Genomic DNA, 18,481 nt, shown 5'->3' on the forward strand with positions numbered 1-18,481 from the left:
ATACAGATTGACAGCTACTGGAAGCCCTGCTAATGTATAAACCAAGTATATAGGTTGGATAAGAATGATTTATAAATCCGTTGGATGATAGCGCACTTAGGAATATGGCGGGCAGTAGCCCGAGAAGAGGAGGCGGCTCTATGGCTAAGCCGTTAAAAGTGGATGAGGTATGGTTGGACCGAATTGCCGGACAGCTGAATGACATGGAGTTTGGTTCTTTGCACATCGTGGTGCACGAAGGTCAGATTGTGCAGATGGAGCGGACCGAACGCAAGCGTTTTGAAAACACGCCCTCAGGCAGCGCCTCCAAATCCGGAAGCACGGCACGAAGCAGTTCAGCCCGTTCACTACGCGGATCGAATGCGAGTGCGAAGGGATAGAGAGTGACTAGCGTGAGGGAAGCGGGGATGGGTGCATAGGAAGACACACGTATACTTTCCAGAAACTACTCATGGGAAATGTATGTTCCATATCGTCCCACCTATTGCGCGTGACTCGTCTCCTTATGCTCGTTATACCAATGATTCGCTTCAAGCAGCACCTGTTGCCCACCTGCATCCATAAATTCTTCCACAAAGGTATCAAAATACTCGACAGGCTGATCGCCAGTGATGATGGAGATATACGCTCTGTCTCTCATGCGAATCAGCTCAGATGAATATTGAATCAGGGCAGGGGTTGCAACCTCCAGGCGATTATAGATACCATTCTCCGTTAATCCTGCAGATGCAGCCCACTGTTCACGTTTATCCGAGGGCGTACCTGGAACAGTCATACCGATACTTGAACCGATCATATTGGTGTAATTCTCTATTCGATTATATGGAGGGAGTAAGTGGAATGATCTTGAAGCTTCGGTGCTCCAATCCCAGTGCTTTCCTGGAAGGCCATACTCCATTTTGATCTGCTCCACCGGATCGGGGTTGGCACTTACATAATCGAGTATCTCCAAAATTTTCTCCAGTTTTCCCGGCTCTTTTGCAGCCTCAGCACCTATAGCAATAAAATTCATCAGCAGATTGTTCCCTTTGGAACCGCTTTGTCCATCCGGACCAATAACAGGAGAACCAAATACAACCTCTGCAGCTGCATTCTTCTGTAGCAGCTCATTAACATTGAACGAGGCTCCCACGGGGGTTTCTTTACCATTTCCATTGAGGACACTGTAATCTCCCTCTTGATTCCAATGATAGTAGTTGCCCATTGAGGTCATCCCAATTTTTCCGTTAATAAAAGTATGGGATAGATGTTTATAGCCGCCTTTGTTTTCACCTGTTATGAACTCAGGGTCGATAATCCCGTCCCGATACCATTTTTGCATATAAGTCAGGGCTTTTTTCATCTCAGGCTGCAAAGCGCCGATCACGAGATTGTTGTTGTTTTCATTAAAATATAGCTGCTCAGTGAAAACGGACTGTCCAAAAGCGCCAAACACCACATTTAAGCCCTCTCTGGATAGACCATACGTATCCTGTTTACCATTCCCGTCGGGATCACCTTTGGCAAAGGCATACATGACCGTTTCAAATTCCTCTAATGTCTTCGGTACGTCCAGACCAAGCCGCTTAAGCCAGTCCTCTCGATATACGACAGGAGTTCGATAGATGTTGGTCTCATTGATGGCCGGTATTCCATATAAGCTGCCGTTTATTTTTCCATACTCCAGGTAACGTGAGTCATAATCGCGAATTCGCTGAACAATATTTGGTGCATATTGTTCAAGGACCTCTGGGGAAATTTCCGCTAGGACCCCTTGCATTTGATACTTAAGCAGATCATGCGGCTGCCTGATTCGGAACAGATCCGGTATCTCCCCTTGAGCCAGCTCCATATCCAACAGTTCCTCGTACCGCTTGTTCTCAAGGTTCCATACTTCCAGATCGACATCAAACCGATCCTCTATATATGCAATCATCTCTGCGTCCTCAGGAACAGCAACATTTTGATGCATGGTCCAGGATATCGTATACTGCGGTGCTGTATCCTTCTCAGCGCTTGCCAAATGGCCTTGCTGCTGCCCTTGTGATCCTTCCCTGTTTAGAAAGGTACAACCGCTCATCAATCCTATAAGAATAGATGTAGCAATCAATAGACATAGCGTTCTTAAATGGTTGATGTTCATAGCAGCTCCTTTACTAATTTTAAATTCTATATAGCTTCAATTTAACATTTACACAAAAACGGAGAGGACAGAAAGAACCTGAAGAAGCGAAGCTAAAAGCTTTCTGAAAGAAAGCTGCATCGGAAGGTTGTTCTGTCATCGGAGTGTCCGTGTAAATATTCCTAATTGATCCTATATAGACCCCTGTTCCATTAGACTGCGCATGAAGTTTTTTGGTGTACAGCCGTGAATTTCTTTGAACTTTTTAATGAAATAAGCAGGGGTACGGTAACCGACCGTATTTGCGACCTGCTCAACCGTAATTTCGCGTTGTGTCATGAGTTCCCGTGCGCGTTCCATTCTCTGATTCGTAACATATTCGGAATAGACAATCCCGGTTTCTTCCTTGAACAGTTTACTGAGATATTTAGGGCTGATGAATACTTGTTCTGAGACATGATCCAGCGTGAGATCGCCCGAAAGATGCTCATAAATATAGGCTTTGACAGCCGAGATGGTATCCACACTCCGTACCTCGCTTCGCTTCTCCATATGCGTCACAAATTCGGTCACGAGATGAATCATCCACTCCGAATAGTGGTTGATATTGTAGAACAATGAAAATTGCTTGTACAAATTCATCGTGCTTGTCTCGGCGGGTTGCAGGCGGACCTGATTAATACATTCAGCGTAAGTAGATACCGTTTTTAATAATATGATCCGACTGTATTCGGCCGAATATAGGCCTTCCTTTATTGTCGAGACCAACTCCTGAATGGCCTGAACCGTACCTTGCATATCCCGAGCCTGCAATTTCTTCTCAAAGTTTACGAGGTATGAGTCCGCAATCTCCAAGCTGCTGGTTTCCCTGTTCAGAAGATCAAGATCCTGAATGGCGGACTGCTCTGGAAAGAAGTAGCTGTATCGAATCAAGGCATTCGCCTGATGATAGCTTGTGTGAATCTTCGTGAAGTGCTCTACCCATCCGCCTAAAGATAGTGCAAATTCCAGACCGAATCTGCTTCTCGCCTCAGCGTGAATAAAGTCTATAATGTGATCAGAGAGAGGTTCCTCGGGTTGATTGGTACAGATGATGACCGCAATTTTGTGATCCTGCATTTCCTCTGCGAGCAGTTGAGTTTCGTCTATATTTGCGATCTCAAGTTGCTGAATCATCGTGTACAACGTATGCTGCAACTGTCGTGGCTGCAGATCTTTCCACTTCTCATTGACCGGGTCAATGACGATGCAACGGAAGCGGGAGTAAGCCATCGAAATGTGAACGGAGTGCAGTTGCTCTGTAAGCTCCTCCGGTGTAAATCGGTTATTTAACATGTTCAGCATGATACTATGCTTAATCATCTTATGATTGGCTTGTAGTGTTTCCTCAAGACTGTCAACTTTGTTGGACAGACGGTTAATCGTTGTATCGATGAACCGATATTCGTCCTGCTTCAAGCTGGTTGGGTTATCCATCCGGCTCTTGATGTTATTCAGGATTCGCTTAAGAGGACTATAGTTGGCCCTGGTAAAGATGGACGACATCACGATCCCAACCGCAACAGCCAACAAGCCAAGAAGAACTGAAATTTCCTTCAAGCTATCCAATTTGTAATAGAAGCTTTCATTAGGTGTGGTCGTGTAAATCCGCCATGCATTTCCTTTAAATTGATCCTGGGTAACGACTTGCGAGTCATGGTTAAATACAGGCGTGAAGCTCTCTTCTGATGAATGAAAAGAGAGTAGCGACTGCGTTAGATTCTCCTCCGTGGAGCTGCCTAACAACGTTTTGTCCGCGGCAGAAATGACGGTTCCATCCTGATCTATGATTAATGTATTCGCATAGTCAGCAGGGAGCATATTTTTAATGATCTGACTGATCGCTGATTCTTTGATATCAATCGCAATCATGGCTTTACTGTCTTGTCCAGAAGATTGAAACGGGTAACTGTGGACATAGGAAATTAGAGGACTCATGTTGCTCTGTTCCCGCGATTCGATATAAGCATCCTGAGGAATCATACGAGTCTGAATCCATAAGGAGCTTTCTTTGGTCTCTTTCATCGCAGTAATCCAATCCGTCGTATGATCCACACTCGAAGGCATGTCCTCATAGAGCATCAGGCCGTACACAGATGAGACGATGAAGTGGTTCTTCGCATCGTACACATGAATAGCTTCAATGAGATCGGAATAGTTTTGCACCATATTTTTGAGGGACTGTTCGATGTCCAGAATTTTGCTATGGTTTCCTTTTAAGCTATCTAAATCGATACTTGCAGCGTTACCCAGTGCCAGGGACAGATAGACCTGATTCACCTTCTGGATCACGGAACTCTCAATAGTATTGACAGTGCTTTTCAGCGACAGTTGATTATTGATACGGATCTCTTTGCTGTATTGATGGGAGAAGAAGGAGTATAAAATGGAGCCGAAAAGAAGCGCAATGACAAGAACGACAGCGAGGTAGGAAAGAACCATTTTGGATCTCACAGACTGAAATGGCTTACGCATTCTTTTTCCCCCTTCATTTCTCGTTTCTAAACAACTTCATCATTATATAGCAGGCCGAGGACTAGAAATCATGTTGACCGAAATTTAACAAACTTCCCCCTCTCATTTTACACACATTTAATAAAGCGTTTACATAAAAAGATATCATAAATAACGAAAGTAGTATGCACTCCATTTTTTCAGGGTGAAAAGTGTCAGAACGTACGATTTTGATATAAAGCGGAATTTGTTCTATAGATACCAAACGCCCCCTAATGCTACAGTAACGGCAGATCAGACATCTGGATAGAGACTTTCTTACTCATTTGCTGACGCAGAAGCAAAAAAATTATTTCTATAATGGGAGCGTGTATTTGTAAGCCATGAGAAAACCACTTAAAAAGTCACTGGCACTACTTCTAATGTTGTCTATGGTAGGTCCGACGTTTGCAGAGAAGAGTTTTGCAGCCGATCAGAAGATTCAGTTCTCTGATATTAAGGGACACTGGGCGGAAGCAAATATTCAAGCATGGGGTGATGAAGGCTTAATTCGAGGCTATCTGGATCGTTCATTTAAGCCGAACACGTATATTACCAGAGCAGAATTTATGAATTTGGTAAACGGTGCATTTGGATATTCCGGACAAGCTAAAATTACCTTTAACGATGTGTCTGAGAGTGCATGGTATTACGAAGCAATTTCTATTGCAAATGCGAATGGATATATAGATGGATACACCGATGGCACAATGAAGCCGCAAGATCCGATCACCCGTCAAGAAGCAGCTAAAGTGATCGCTGGCATTTTGAATCTGGAGTTAAATGAAACAGCAGCGAATGTATTTAGCGATTCATCGTCTATTGCGGCGTGGAGCAAAGGGGCTGTAGGTGGAGCGGCAGCAGCTAAAATTATCGCCGGATATGCAGATGGAAGCTTCAAACCGCTTAATTCCATCACTCGTGCAGAAGCAGTGTCTGCGCTCGTTAAGGCTGTGGAAGCAGATGCTACTACAGCTGCCAAACCAGCTAAGCCAAAAGGAACGACAACCGTACTGAATGTTAACCCCCCGGCAGATGAAGCTCGGTTGTCCGCCGTGAAGCACGGAGCCAATGCCGGAGACGACACCTTGAAAAATATTGCGGAAACCAATCCGTTTATTGATATTTTGGACGGTTTTGATCAAGTATGGTCCATGAACCTAGCGGATTGGAGAGATGGAACAGCGGCAACTAAAATTGGAGCTGACGGGAAGAATGCAAAGTATGGCGATGGACCGACTCCATATTATGACGGCTTTAAGAATGATCCAACCGTAGCTGTCGCTGATCAGAAAACATATGCAAATGAAGAGATCCGCAACAAAGCGACTTGGGAAGCCAATATCAAATATGTAGAAAAGGTCACGCAAAATCGCACAGGTGAAGAGACATTGGCAGCCTATTATGATGACCAAAGAGATAAGATCTATAGCGTGATGGAGGGCTTTGGTCCGTTGGCTAACACGTATGTAGATATCATCAAGCCAAAGACAAACGTTGAACGAACGGTGGACGAGATGAATGTGGTATTGACCGAAGAAACAGTGGAAGATGAAAGCCAAGGCATTGGAGATTGGGAAGCAAAGACGGAACTTTCAGACTTGGTCAATTTAGTTGATCTGGTTCGATTCAAAATTCCTGCCTCATCTAATCCCTCTAAATATTTCTACTCTTCCCCTAGACCGTGGAGAATGAATTCCAATGGAGAAGTGAAAGAAGTTGTTGACAGCAAGGGACTGCCTGTATGGGAAACCTTGGGCGAAGGTGAGAAAAAAGAAGTACCTTTGGCTTCAGGCGGCACCAAATCAACAGGAGAAAAACATTACCAGCAATACGAAACTAACGTTAAGCTTATTCCTGCGTTAACTTATGTCAAACGAATCGCTGAGGATGGAAGAGGAAAAGATGGCGCATTTCCGAGCGGACATACCAGTGCAGCTTACTTATCCGTATTTCCTTTGGCTTACGCTACACCAGAACGATTCACTGAATTGTTAACGAGAGCAGCTCAGTTGGGCGAGAATCGAATCGTAACGGGGATGCACTCACCGCTTGATGTTATAGGAGGAAGAATACAATCTACAGCCATGGCTGCATATGCACTTAATAAGGCTGAGAATAAAGATGTGTTAGAGAAAGGTTATGAGAATGCAGGAGAAGTATTTGGAGCTGCAGCCAAGGAAAAAAATATGAGTCTGTATGAGTATGCACATACCGTAACAGAGGATTACACGTTCAAGAGTGCTTACGATGAACACAAATGGGAAGATCACGATGCCAATAAAGCCTTCTATAGAGAAAAGATGACTTACGGTCTACCACAAACCGGAACCAAAGGTTTGGCTCCAGTTGTACCTCAAGGAGCAGAAGCTCTGTTGGAAACGCGTCAACCATATTTAACAGATGAGCAACGCAGACAAGTATTGTATACAACATCCATTGACTCTGGATATCCTGTACTGGATGAATCCAAGGGCTGGGGTAGAATTGATCTGGTCACGGCAGCGGATGGATACGGTGCATTCTTGAACAATGTAACTGTGGATATGGACGCTTCCAAAGGGCGCTTTAATGCAGAAGATTGGTGGAGAAACGATATCACGGGTAGTGGAATGCTTACGAAAAAGGGAACAGGGACCCTTACATTAACAGGGAAAAATAGCTACTCAGGCGGAACATTACTGCAAGCAGGAACGCTGGTAGCTGAATCTGAAGCTGCTTTTGGTACAGGTGATCTGTATGTAGAAAATGGAACTGTTGTTGTGAATGTCGATGGAGCATTGAACTTGAATAGAAACTTCACCATGGATAATGGTACTTTGGAATTGGTAGTGGCTGACGGCAACAGTCAACTGAATGTCGGCAGAAAGCTCTATATTGATGGAGGAAGTCTCAAACTGGACTTGTCCAACTATAAGATCGAAGGTTCCAAAGATATTACGTTAATCACGGCAAATGGAATTACAGGTGAATTCGACAGTGTAACGGCAGATGGTTATGACGTGACTGTCACGTACGAAAACGGCCGTGTCATTGCACATGTTGTAGCGAAATAAGTGAAGTAATTGTCCATGATATAAAGTGAACTAAAGAATCTTACACATGCCACTTCGATGACAGAATAACCTTCCGATCACTGTTATCCCCAGATTTTTTTGATTCCCTTCTTCATAGGGGAAAATCTGGGGATAAAGGCGAACGCTTCGCTTCTTCACGTTATTTCTGCCCTCTCCGTTTCTTGTGTAATTATTAAGTTCGTTTTATATCGTTTAATTCTTCGCAAGAAAAGATTATAGAAAAGGGCTGAAACTACATTGTAGTTTCAGCCCTTTTTCGTGTACAAACGTTGGATATAGTTAATGAAAGTCCGGCCATCTAAATTAAAAAAAGTGAGCTAAGCGTAAGTTATTCGTCGGTGTTGGTACCAGATGTACGACGTGTATTCCCTTCAATTTCCGTAGAGACTTTCTTCGCTGGTTCCAGTTCCGTATGTCCTGCGTAGGGGCGGTCACTTCGAGAGCGTGTACCAGTCAACCCGAAACCCGAAGTGAATATAATCAGTTGTAATCCCAGGGCATAAGGAGCAGCAACAGGTCCAATCAGATGGAATAAGGAGCATAGCGCGATCAGCAAGGAGAGCGTTTTGGTTACTGTACCTGGCGTATCCCGGCGTGGGCTTGCCCAGAGCAGATATCCATACATAATGGTGATCATCAGGGATACCGCGCGAATCCATGGCAAGATGCTGTCCCATGAGTCCACAGAAACGTCCAACATCCGCTGACGAAATACCAGATCTGTAACCAGAAATCCTGTGGCGGCCAGTGCGGCTGGTTCAGCTACGGGCCGAAGGATGGTCCAGACCGCTGTGCCCCAATGATCTGCATGAGTATCCCGGCTGAGTTCATCCGATAATACGGTGCATTCTCTTTCCAGTGCTCTATGCATCAGTCCGAGTCGGGCAGGATCATGTTCCTTAATACAGTCACGGATCTGGTCCTGTAGCTGAGGGGATAGGTAAGATGCAGCTTTGCAGGCTAACATAGCCGTTATCAGATCGTTATGTTCGTGTTCCGACTGTTCATATTTCCGAATTTCCTGGATGGTAAGTTGTCCCAAGAGGGCTGTACTTATGTATAATGTATCTCGTATCCTTCTCATTCGCCTTTCGTGGCTGCGGCGAACTTCAGTGGCAGACCATATGTATATCCCTAGAAGCAAAGCCATGACTCCAAGCAACACAGCCACAGCGCCTGGGCGCGATGTTAGATCTTCAATCCAACGTTGAAACACACTTGTTCCTCCTTTGCACCAACTTCACGTATCATGAAACACGCTTCACGTAAGCTTTCTCTCACTATTACACAGGAAGTAGATGAATTCAAGCAGAAAGGGGCACAATTCATGGATCAAGTGAATATTGAACACACACCACCCGCAGCAGTGGAGTATCTTTCCCTGCGGCAAATTGCCGGCCTTAGTGCAATGAGCAGGGAAGGGGCGGAGATTGGACTACCGAACAGTCTGTTTGCCGTATGTCTGCGTGAAGAAGATATGCTGATAGGTATGGGGCGAGTGATTGGAGATGGCGGTTGTTTCTTTCAGGTCGTCGATATTGCTGTACATCCGGATGTTCAGGGCATGGGTTATGGAAAACTGATCATGAGCGAGATTATGAATTATCTGCGTGACGCTGTGCCTGCTCGCGGTTTGGTTAGTCTGCTGGCGGATGTTCCAGCTGATCGTCTGTATGCTCAATTTGGATTTGAATACACAAGCCCAAAATCCGAAGGCATGTGGTGGAGACAGGGAGAGTAGTGAACTAGTTAAATAACATATTCGGCGGACCTTTGGATATCCAAAGGTTTTTTGCTTTACAACCATATATTTACAGGTATAATGTAAATTAAAACCAATTTACGATTTACAAATTACGATATACGCATACACTCGTGAGAATGGAGGAAATGAATATGTACAATGACCAGAAAGCTCAGTTTAACCAGATGGTGGAACGATCTGTGGAGCAGGCGAACAAAAACCTTTCGGGAGCCAAGGGAGTCGTTTCCGTCCGATTAAGTCAGGAAGAGATTGATATCATTGATCAGCTTGTATTTCTTGAATTAGCCAAAAACCGTTCTGATGCGACTGCAATGTTGATTAGGGAAGGCATACGAACCCATCAGACCTTATTGGACGAGATACGCGAGTATACGGCTGAACTTGAACGGGTAAAAGCCAAGATACAACAGACCATTCGAGATTCAGGTTTGGTTACGCGTCTGCATCGTATTAGTGATGATGAATCTGTTATGTACGAGGGAGAGGCGCGTGAAAAAGATGAAAAATGAAATTCGCGGCGACAGTTATCGGGCGGTTTTGCGCCTTCCTTCTTTTGTTGTGCTTCTTGTTGGTAGATTGATTTCTGGCGCTGGGCAGATTTTATTTTCTATGGCGACGATGTGGTATATCCTCCAATTAACGGAGTCGGCACTTGCTGCCGCACTGATTCCGATGTTGCCGTACTTGATCTATGCATTTTTGGGCATTCCTTTGGCTACGATCAGTGATCGCCTGCCGAAAAAGCAACTTTTGATCTGGACAGATATATTGCGTGCAGGCATAGCTTGCATATTGGCTCTTTTGTTCATGACAGGAGCCATGCTTCCGTGGCATATTTACGCAGCCAATCTGCTGATTGCAATCCTTGGTTTTTTGTTCAATCCGGCAACCCAGACAGTCATCCCCGCTATTTTGCCAGAACCTACAAAACAATTAGCTCCAGCGAATGCATTACTGAACTCTTCCTCCAAAACGATTGAATTGCTTGGATACGCCTTGGGGGGCATATTGATCGCGCTCATCTCCGTTCAGTCCATCCTTTTCATCTATGCCGTTACATTTCTGCTGTCCGCCATATCCATTTTCTTTATCCACATCCCTGTAACCAAAGTAGTGAAACAAAAAGGAGTCTCCGGTTTTGTTAAAGATAGCATGCAGGGAATTACGTTCCTGTTTTCCCGTAAAATTTTGGCCTGCTGCATTATCTTTGGAGCCATTATCAATTTTGCGGGTGCGCCGCTGCATATTTTCACGCCGATTTTTGCCAATATGGTGCTGCAAGCCGGACCACAAGGCTACGGCCTGCTTCAGTCAGCTTTTGCCGCTGGCAGTATTGCAGGCTCTCTGCTCAGTGGTAAATATGCCAAACGACTCTCACTCGCTCACTGGTTTTTGATCAGTTATCTTATCTCAGGTACAAGTTTGCTGCTCATGCCGATGTTTCCCAACCTGTATATCGCTATTGCGTGTTCATTTTTGTTGATGCTAGGACTTGCTCTTGTGAATGTTCCACTAGTTACCTCCATTCTATTATCCACCCCGGAAGAAAAAAGAGGACGTGTCATGAACAGTATGGGTGTCTTGATGAGTGGCATTAGTAATCCGCTGGGGTTGTTACTGGGTGGCTGGTTCATTGAAACGTACAATCCTTCATGGGTGTACATGGGGATTGGTACATTTGTTATTTGTATGGGCGTGGCAAGCCTATTTGTCAGACCTTTCCGCGAAGAACGGAGCAAGCGTACTCAACAACAAACGAGTGCGATATAGTTTGAAATTTGATGTCATATTACTCCTCTTTTTAGTCCGGTTAAACAAGGAATTTGACATGGTTAGGGGATATAAATGGATTGTATAAATAATTTATGTAAAATAATTCAATTAAAAAGAAGGAATATCAAAATTTATGTAGAAATTGGTTTATAAGAGGGGGAGACAAATGGGAGGTAATTTATCATGGAAAACAAGGAAATTTTATCTGTACAGGATTTGATGGCACTAGAGGTTGAAGAGGATAACAACATGTTTGAGGAAACAAGCTTGTGTACAGTGTGCAGCTGGACTAGCTCACAAACGATCGTTGTCGAAAGCTAGGAACTTCCTTACACGCTCTAATCACTGAATCATTTGAAAGATAAGTCTTTGATTTTCTCGCATTACTAAAATAATTGTACCTCCCCCTCTTACTTTATCTAAAAAGGAGTGATTCTCATTGAAATTCGCAAGCGTAATCCCCAGGAAGGACGCCTTTGAGAACGCTTTGGATCATATAATCCGGGAACTTCCCCAATCCATCCAATGGTCGAATGACGGCCATTGGATTTGTTTTAGACCGGAGGAATTAAGGCTTCCCGCGCAGGGGTGGAAAATCCATTTATCGGTTATCCCTGTGGAAGGAGCTAAATTGCTGCGACGCATTACACCTGTACTATCAGAAAATGAAGTGCAATGGAAGGTAGTGAGCAGTGGGCTGAAACTGATTGAAGCATCTAACGGTTCCATACCTCTCCCTCAGACTGGGAAGTGTGTCACCATCTACGCACGAGACGAAGAACAGTTCTTGAAGTTACTTGAACTAATGCATTCATGTACAGGTGATCTGGAAGGACCAGCTATTCCGACAGATCGGGCATACCTAGGTAGCCAGTGTGTATTTTATCGTTATGGTGCATTCACTGATCGTTTCTACTATGACCGTTACTCGGGTGCAAAAGTGTATGCCATCCAGAATCCAGAAGGCAAGCTGGAGGAGGATCACAGAACACCGGGCAGGTATAAACCGGAGTGGGTGAGTGAACCTGAGGAATTACTGCGGATTCAGGCGATGGAGAAGAATCGGGCTGCTTCTCGTCATTCCGATTCCAATAACAATGAGTTTGGTATACGAAATATTCGTGTGAGACGTGTACTCAAGAAATCCGGCAAGGGAGGAGTATTTCTCATCTCTGGCACATCCTATGAACAGGCTGTCATGAAAGAAGCGGTGTACCGCATGCGTGTAGACGGTGGTGGACGGTCTGCTCATGACTATCTGGACAATGAGTATCGCGTGCTTGATCTGATGAAGGATACGGGGGTTACCCCAAGGCCGCTTGATCTGTTTAGTACTGAAAATAACCGTTATCTGATCCTGGAGTATTTTGAAAGCATCAGCTTGCGTGAATATATCCATCGCAGACATGTAGCCGCAGATTACAACCGGGCGGATATGCATCGGATGGGTATACATATTCTCAATATGGTGCAGCAATGTCACGATAAAGGAATTGTGATCAATGATCTGACGCCCAACAATATTGTTGTGCTGACGGACGGAAGTGTACGCCTGATTGATCTTGAACTGGCTTATGTCAGAAGTGATGAGGATCAGGCCGATCCATTGACCGGTCATACTCCGGGCTATGTGCCACGGGGACGTGAGCACAGCAAGCGATCCAGTTATGAGGATGATCTGTATGCACTGGGAGGCGTCTTCTATTACATGTCTTCATCCATCGACCCCTATCTGAAATACCAGCAATTCCATCTGGAAGCTGCACAGGATTATCTGGATCATCAGAGTAATACACAGCTTCGTGGCTTGGGGAGTCTGGGCATCGAGATCATGTCTGGCGGACATGTGGAGTTATCAGGAATTCGTGAAACACTGATTGCATTGCTAGAGCAGCGAGAGGTCAATTCAGGAGAAAGCATGGATGGACTAGAGAAAAATGAATGCAATATGGAGCCAGAAGAAGTACTCCGTCAGGCCGAGCGTAGGGTAAAGACACTGTATACTTCTCTTGATTTTAATAACCCCTTGCAACTGTTCCCAGAAAACAGCATGAGCAAGATGTTTCATCCGGCGAATTTCAACTTTGGATGGACAGGGATGATCTTTGGTTTTAATCAGCTTGGTCAGATTACACAAAACAGACAATACCATCAATATGCGTATGAAGTATTGGAATGGATTTTGACGAATCACCCTTACGTTCCAGATGAGACACCTGTAGCATTATACTTTGGATATGGCGCTGTTCCCTGGGCAATGGCAGAGACGGCTGAACGATTAAATGATCCATCGTTGCTTCGACGTGCAGAGGATCTGGCATTGGAAATCACCCGGGATGAGCCAGTACAGACCAATATTAGTCATGGAGCGGCGGGGTTGGGATTGATGCTGCTTGAGATATACCGTATTGGCGGCCGCCCTGAACTTCTGGCAAGAGCAGAGGAGCTGGGGGTTTATATTTTGGAACAAGAAGAGCAGACAGATGAATCATTGAGTTTGTGGAAAGTGAAAGATAAATCGGACAAAAAAGGCCATTATTCCCTTGGATTTTCTCATGGCATCGCAGGTATCGGGTATTATCTGCTTGCCTTGGCGGAGCGTACAGGAAAGGAAGCGTACTATTCTGCTGTGAAGCGAATTGTAGATACACTTGATCGTACGAGTCATGGAGGACAGAATGGCGTGAGCCTGTGGCCTGCATCCCCGGAAAAACCGGATACACTCTGGGTACATTGGTGTAATGGATCGGCGGGTATTGGGCGATTTTTGATGGCAGCGGCTGATATTTTACAAGATCCCCTTTGTACCAGACTTGGACTTCAAGCAGCGGATGCAGTGGCACAGGCAACGGTATTTGCTTCTTTTGGACAGTGTCACGGAATTGCAGGCAATGGAGATTTTCTGCTCTTGGCTAACCGCAAGTTCCCAGGCAGATATGAAACCAAACTAGCTGAGTATACACAGAGCTTGTATGTATTGCGAAGTGATCCACAGGAAGACATATGGATGTGGCCTCTGGAGGACATGGAGTCCTTCTCCCCGGATTATATGACCGGTTATATGGGGATCTATACATTCCTGCTACGCCGGTTTTATCCGTCTGTTGCATCCGAACCACTGGTTTATTCAGGTTTCGATTATAACAGGGAGGGGGAAGCGTATGATGCTAACATCCATATCTGATATCCTGCCGCAATGCCAGCAAGAATCGGGGAAGACGGGGGATCGCTATTATGCAGTTGAACCTGGAAACGACGAAACCCTATCTTCGTTCATGATGATTGATCAGGGTGAGGGGCAGTACACATTGGATTTATGGAGTGAAGCACATTCTAATCATTATTGGGAAGATCGGATTTTATCCATTTTGGATAAAATCACATGGTCCTCTCTATATGCAACTGTTCCTGCCTCATTTCCGTGGGAGAAGCTTGGATACCGGGCGGATATTCTTGCCCATCGGTATCGATTTTTCGGCAAGTTGAAGGACGTTCCCATGCCGGATATGCCACATGAAGACGCGGTTTGGATGTCTGCGGAGGGGCAGGCGGATTCCCTTGCACACTTGCTCCAGGCCAGTGATCCTACCTGTCCAGGTTGGGAAGCTGCTCGTCAAGCTATCGGGGATATTTATCAGGGTGTATATGGCAAGCTGCTGAAAGGTTCCGGGCTTGTGGAACTGGAGGGAAGGAAGATTGGGGGCTGTCTGTTAAGCGATGAGTTTGGCAGTGTACTCCTTGCTCATATATTCACGATACCTGCAGCGAAACGTCAAGGTTGGGCCCGATGGCTTGCTGCATATGGTCTCCATCGGTGCAGTTCAGATCCGGATCAGTGGATTAAAGCTTCACTTGATGCAAACAACCGGGGCAGTTATCAATTGATGACGGCGCTGAATTTACAACAGGTGCCTGAACTTATACACGTATGCCGAATCACGAAAGAGAGTGAACTTTCATGATGCCTGTCTCACTGGAAAGTACGGATTATCATGATCTGAGAAGTATATGGTTTCGTGAGAGTCATGAACCTGGATTGTTTGTTGTTGAAGGGACATCAGATGCGGTGAAGCATGAAATTCACAAACTGAAAACGCATTGGCAGGATAAGGTTATACAAATTGCGGTTGGTGATCCGTATGCTACTCTCCCACTGATCTATCAACTAAATCCATTTCAGCCAATAGATGATCTTGTGGCATGTAAAAATGCGTTATTGAGATTCCAAAGATCAGGGTGGACGCCTGGTAATCGGAAATGGGTTCTGGTTGAAGTATCTTCCTACCTTCACCCTGCGGATCTGGGAGCCATCCACTATATCCTGTATCGACAGAAACTAAGGGGAGTAAGTGTAGTGCTTTTTTTTCATCGATATCCAACCATGGCGAATAATCCTGAGGATATACCCAAACTTCCGGTATCTATTGTCAGGGATACGCCCGATCAGACCCGACGTTTGTTGGGAGAACAGCTACAAATGGTAAGCAAGGATAATGGAAAGGAAGAAGAGGCAGCGTTGGCGCTCTACAATAGGCTGGCCTGGGTTTTGTTGTCCAAATCGGCTGATCCGGCCCGTTATAGGTCCTGTTTTCATTTTTTCGACCATAATTCTTTATTTCAACGGTTGTCGGCGACACAGCAGGCAGTACTCTGGTTTGAGTTGGGTCAGCTGTTGACCAAAAACGGGAAGCAGTATACCGAAGCACGACACTGTTATTCGAAAGCTCGGGAAATCATTGCCCATGAAGAACTAACTGAAACGTATCGTACTGGGAAATGGGCTGCGCTTGATAATGGTGAGGCATTAATTGAGATGCAGGAGGGCAATGTAGAACGCGCAATTATGCTGGAGCAACAGGCGGGCCAGCGTATACGCCAGCTTTCTGATGGACCCGATAAGCGAGTTTTTCAGATTCAGACGTTACTAAACATTGCGGGCTTGCAGCTCCGGGCGGATCTCTATGCAGAGGCAGGTAAGACGTTGCTGGCTGCGGAGAAGTTATGTGTTGATGCGTATGTAGATTGGCTGGGGCATGTACTGCAATTAAAAATGGTATTACATCAACAGCTGGGTGAGAAGGAGCTGGAATATGAACTGTTGATTCAGTTGTTACGTATGAAGACAAACACTATCCATTCCAAACTGCTTGGCCGTGCGGTGGAAATCGCTGGTGCGCTGATTACTCAAGGGTTAGAGGAACGAGCATCCCGGGTGTACCGTCTATTGATGATGGGGCTGCCGGTTGCCAGTCTGCCACAGATCAGATTGATTCGTGAAACATTAGGCAGACTGGGGACCGTTACTCCCCTAGATGCATACACGCAGGACCAGTATATTGATAAACTGGAATCGCAATTGGAGGGATGGGAGCAGTTAAAACACTGGAATGAAAGGAGGAAATCCGGTTGGGTTATCCATTCCTGACACGAATGAGTGTGAATAAGGAACGAACGAGTATGCTCTTGGGCTATGATGACAATACATGCGAATGGTGCAGTCTTGATGATACAGGCCGGATTGATAGCCGTCAGAGCCTTTCTGAACATGGGACAGAGTCAGATCAGCACACGCAGCATATTCAGTTTATTGGAAGGAATCGTGTTCTGGTGATTACTCAGGACAAGACGGGGAAATGGCTTCATATATACGAGAATGAGAAGCAAGCAATTCTGGTTCAGAGCCTTTTTGTGAAGTTTCCATTTCCTGTGATGCAGGCCGCTTGGCAAGAAGGGCAATTAATTCTGCTATTTTCCATTAGACATCGTTCAGGAGCTGTCCGCATAGGTCTTTACGATCCCGAGAAGGATGAGGCGCGATGGGTTACTCCTGATTTGGACAATCCGCAATTTGTATTCTGGTCTGCATCAACACGAGAGGTTGGTGTAAACGTTGGTGGATTCGGAAGAGTGTACTCATATTCCAAAGATATCTTTCCATCATCCGAAATACCCTACACGGAGTATGCCTACCCTGTGATGGATAAGCAGGGGGATCTGATAGCCGTTTCTATTCCTGTGGAAGATGGCTTCCAGCCGGGATGGATCAGGCAGGGAGAGGATCGGGTGCATGAATGTTCAACGGATAGCCAACCCTTCTCTGAAATGATTAGAATGCAACTCGATCTACATCAACAGCTAGTCCTCTGCGAAGGGATAACCTGCGGCAGGTGGCAATATGTTCAATATACATTGGACAGAGAGAAGAGGTATGATCTGTATGATTATCCGGGAATCTTGACACAGGCTGTGCTCAGCAAGGACAGGCAGGGCTTGATCGGAAAATATGAATCTATCGTAAGTCCTCCGGTGCCGGGGATATACCGGTTTTTGGAACAAACGCGTACGATTACCCGTTTCCCGGTTGAGCGAGATGAGAGAATTGGCAAGCATCCTGACGAGGAACCCGATGTAATCTATGGATGGGTTCGTTATGGACATGAGATGATTCCGTACATGGACATACACCCGGAGGGCGCAGAACACGTGGTCATCTATCTTCATGGCGGACCTCATAATTGCCTGTTTGACAGCTTTAGTCCGGTCATCAGCGGATTATATCAGGCAGGAGTGCGGGTTATCGGGCTGAACTATCCCGGTAGTTCAGGGTTCGGCACGGATTACAGGATGCGCATTCAGAACGATTGGGGCGGCGTGGATGCAGATGTCATCCAGTTCATGCGGGAGCAGATGTTATCTTCCTATTCACACGTATCTCTCTATGGGGTGAGCTATGGGGCTTATCTGGCATTGCTGGTAGCAGGTAAAAGTCCGGCTTTATGGAGTACTGTGGTTGCCTGTGCACCATTTACGGATCTGGAAGGACTGTACGCAGGCGGAGGAACGAAGCTGAGGTCATTCTTGGAAACTGAAATCGGTGAGCTTTTGCATGATCCATCTGCCCTGCGGGACAGAAGCCCAACAGCTTATGTATCCGGGCTCAGTGAGGTGAATATTCAGCTCATTCACGGTCAGTCTGATCAACTGTGTCCCGTAGAACAGACGGAGAGGTTATATCTGGATATCACTAAAAACAAGCAGATGTCTGGAGCTGTAGGCAGGATTGATCTTCATATTGTACAGGATATGGCGCATGAGGCTTATTCGGAGCGAATCTGGGCGCAGAAGGCTGTTGATTTTCTAACCTGCAGTAGAGTATCCACGTAAGATAAATACGTGATTGAAGCCGCAAATGCGGCTTTTTTGGCGATGTTTAAGGTCATGATATGGAAAGGA

The 18,481-nt window shown here is 45.5% G+C and carries 13 protein-coding genes; 10 read left to right on the forward strand and 3 right to left on the reverse strand.

What is annotated here, in order from left to right; genetic code table 11:
* Nucleotides 1–140: 140 nt before the first annotated feature.
* Complete coding sequence (locus MKX75_RS02560; RefSeq protein WP_036607453.1) at nt 141–380, forward strand: YezD family protein; 240 nt, start codon at nt 141–143, stop codon at nt 378–380.
* Nucleotides 381–481: 101 nt separating this feature from the next.
* Here MKX75_RS02560 and MKX75_RS02565 read toward each other — a convergent pair whose 3' ends face one another.
* The gene (locus tag MKX75_RS02565) at nt 482–2,122 is read right to left on the reverse strand and encodes an extracellular solute-binding protein (protein WP_339168288.1); all 1,641 of its coding nucleotides are present in this window, start codon (nt 2,120–2,122) and stop codon (nt 482–484) included.
* Between the two features lie 171 nt (nt 2,123–2,293).
* Nucleotides 2,294–4,615 carry an AraC family transcriptional regulator gene (locus MKX75_RS02570; RefSeq protein WP_339168290.1) on the reverse strand — a complete coding sequence of 774 codons (2,322 nt, stop codon included), beginning with the start codon at nt 4,613–4,615 and terminating at the stop codon, nt 2,294–2,296.
* Nucleotides 4,616–4,977: 362 nt separating this feature from the next.
* Here MKX75_RS02570 and MKX75_RS02575 point away from each other — a divergent pair, with 362 nt between their 5' ends.
* On the forward strand, nt 4,978–7,689 hold the full coding sequence (locus MKX75_RS02575; RefSeq protein ID WP_339168292.1) for an S-layer homology domain-containing protein: 2,712 nt from the start codon (nt 4,978–4,980) through the stop codon (nt 7,687–7,689).
* A gap of 349 nt (nt 7,690–8,038) precedes the next feature.
* Here MKX75_RS02575 and MKX75_RS02580 read toward each other — a convergent pair whose 3' ends face one another.
* Nucleotides 8,039–8,926 (reverse strand): hypothetical protein, encoded by an 888-nt coding sequence (locus MKX75_RS02580; protein ID WP_339168293.1) that lies wholly within the window; start codon nt 8,924–8,926, stop codon nt 8,039–8,041.
* A 111-nt stretch (nt 8,927–9,037) separates the two neighbouring features.
* Between MKX75_RS02580 and MKX75_RS02585 the strand changes: the two genes are divergently transcribed.
* From MKX75_RS02585 to MKX75_RS02620, 8 genes are all read left to right on the forward strand, one after another.
* Complete coding sequence (locus MKX75_RS02585; protein WP_339170307.1) at nt 9,038–9,451, forward strand: GNAT family N-acetyltransferase; 414 nt, start codon at nt 9,038–9,040, stop codon at nt 9,449–9,451.
* 155 nt (nt 9,452–9,606) lie between these two features.
* Complete coding sequence (locus MKX75_RS02590) at nt 9,607–9,984, forward strand: hypothetical protein (protein WP_062837265.1); 378 nt, start codon at nt 9,607–9,609, stop codon at nt 9,982–9,984.
* Complete coding sequence (locus tag MKX75_RS02595; RefSeq protein ID WP_339168296.1) at nt 9,974–11,245, forward strand: MFS transporter; 1,272 nt, start codon at nt 9,974–9,976, stop codon at nt 11,243–11,245. Before MKX75_RS02590 ends, MKX75_RS02595 begins: the two co-directional genes overlap by 11 nt.
* Nucleotides 11,246–11,431: 186 nt before the next feature.
* Nucleotides 11,432–11,569: a hypothetical protein gene (locus MKX75_RS02600; protein WP_161799395.1), complete on the forward strand. Its 138-nt coding sequence runs from the start codon at nt 11,432–11,434 to the stop codon at nt 11,567–11,569.
* A 118-nt stretch (nt 11,570–11,687) separates the two neighbouring features.
* On the forward strand, nt 11,688–14,432 hold the full coding sequence (locus tag MKX75_RS02605) for a lanthionine synthetase LanC family protein (RefSeq protein WP_339168297.1): 2,745 nt from the start codon (nt 11,688–11,690) through the stop codon (nt 14,430–14,432).
* Nucleotides 14,410–15,210, forward strand: coding sequence for a hypothetical protein (locus MKX75_RS02610; RefSeq protein WP_339168299.1), 801 nt, complete (start codon nt 14,410–14,412; stop codon nt 15,208–15,210). Before MKX75_RS02605 ends, MKX75_RS02610 begins: the two co-directional genes overlap by 23 nt.
* The gene (locus MKX75_RS02615) at nt 15,207–16,673 is read left to right on the forward strand and encodes a hypothetical protein (protein WP_339168300.1); all 1,467 of its coding nucleotides are present in this window, start codon (nt 15,207–15,209) and stop codon (nt 16,671–16,673) included. The genes MKX75_RS02610 and MKX75_RS02615 overlap by 4 nt, the downstream gene beginning before the upstream one ends.
* Nucleotides 16,655–18,412: a prolyl oligopeptidase family serine peptidase gene (locus MKX75_RS02620; RefSeq protein ID WP_339168303.1), complete on the forward strand. Its 1,758-nt coding sequence runs from the start codon at nt 16,655–16,657 to the stop codon at nt 18,410–18,412. Before MKX75_RS02615 ends, MKX75_RS02620 begins: the two co-directional genes overlap by 19 nt.
* The last annotated feature ends 69 nt before the right edge of the window (nt 18,413–18,481 follow it).

Source organism: Paenibacillus sp. FSL R5-0341 (assembly GCF_037975235.1).
GTDB classification, from domain to species: domain Bacteria; phylum Bacillota; class Bacilli; order Paenibacillales; family Paenibacillaceae; genus Paenibacillus; species Paenibacillus amylolyticus_A.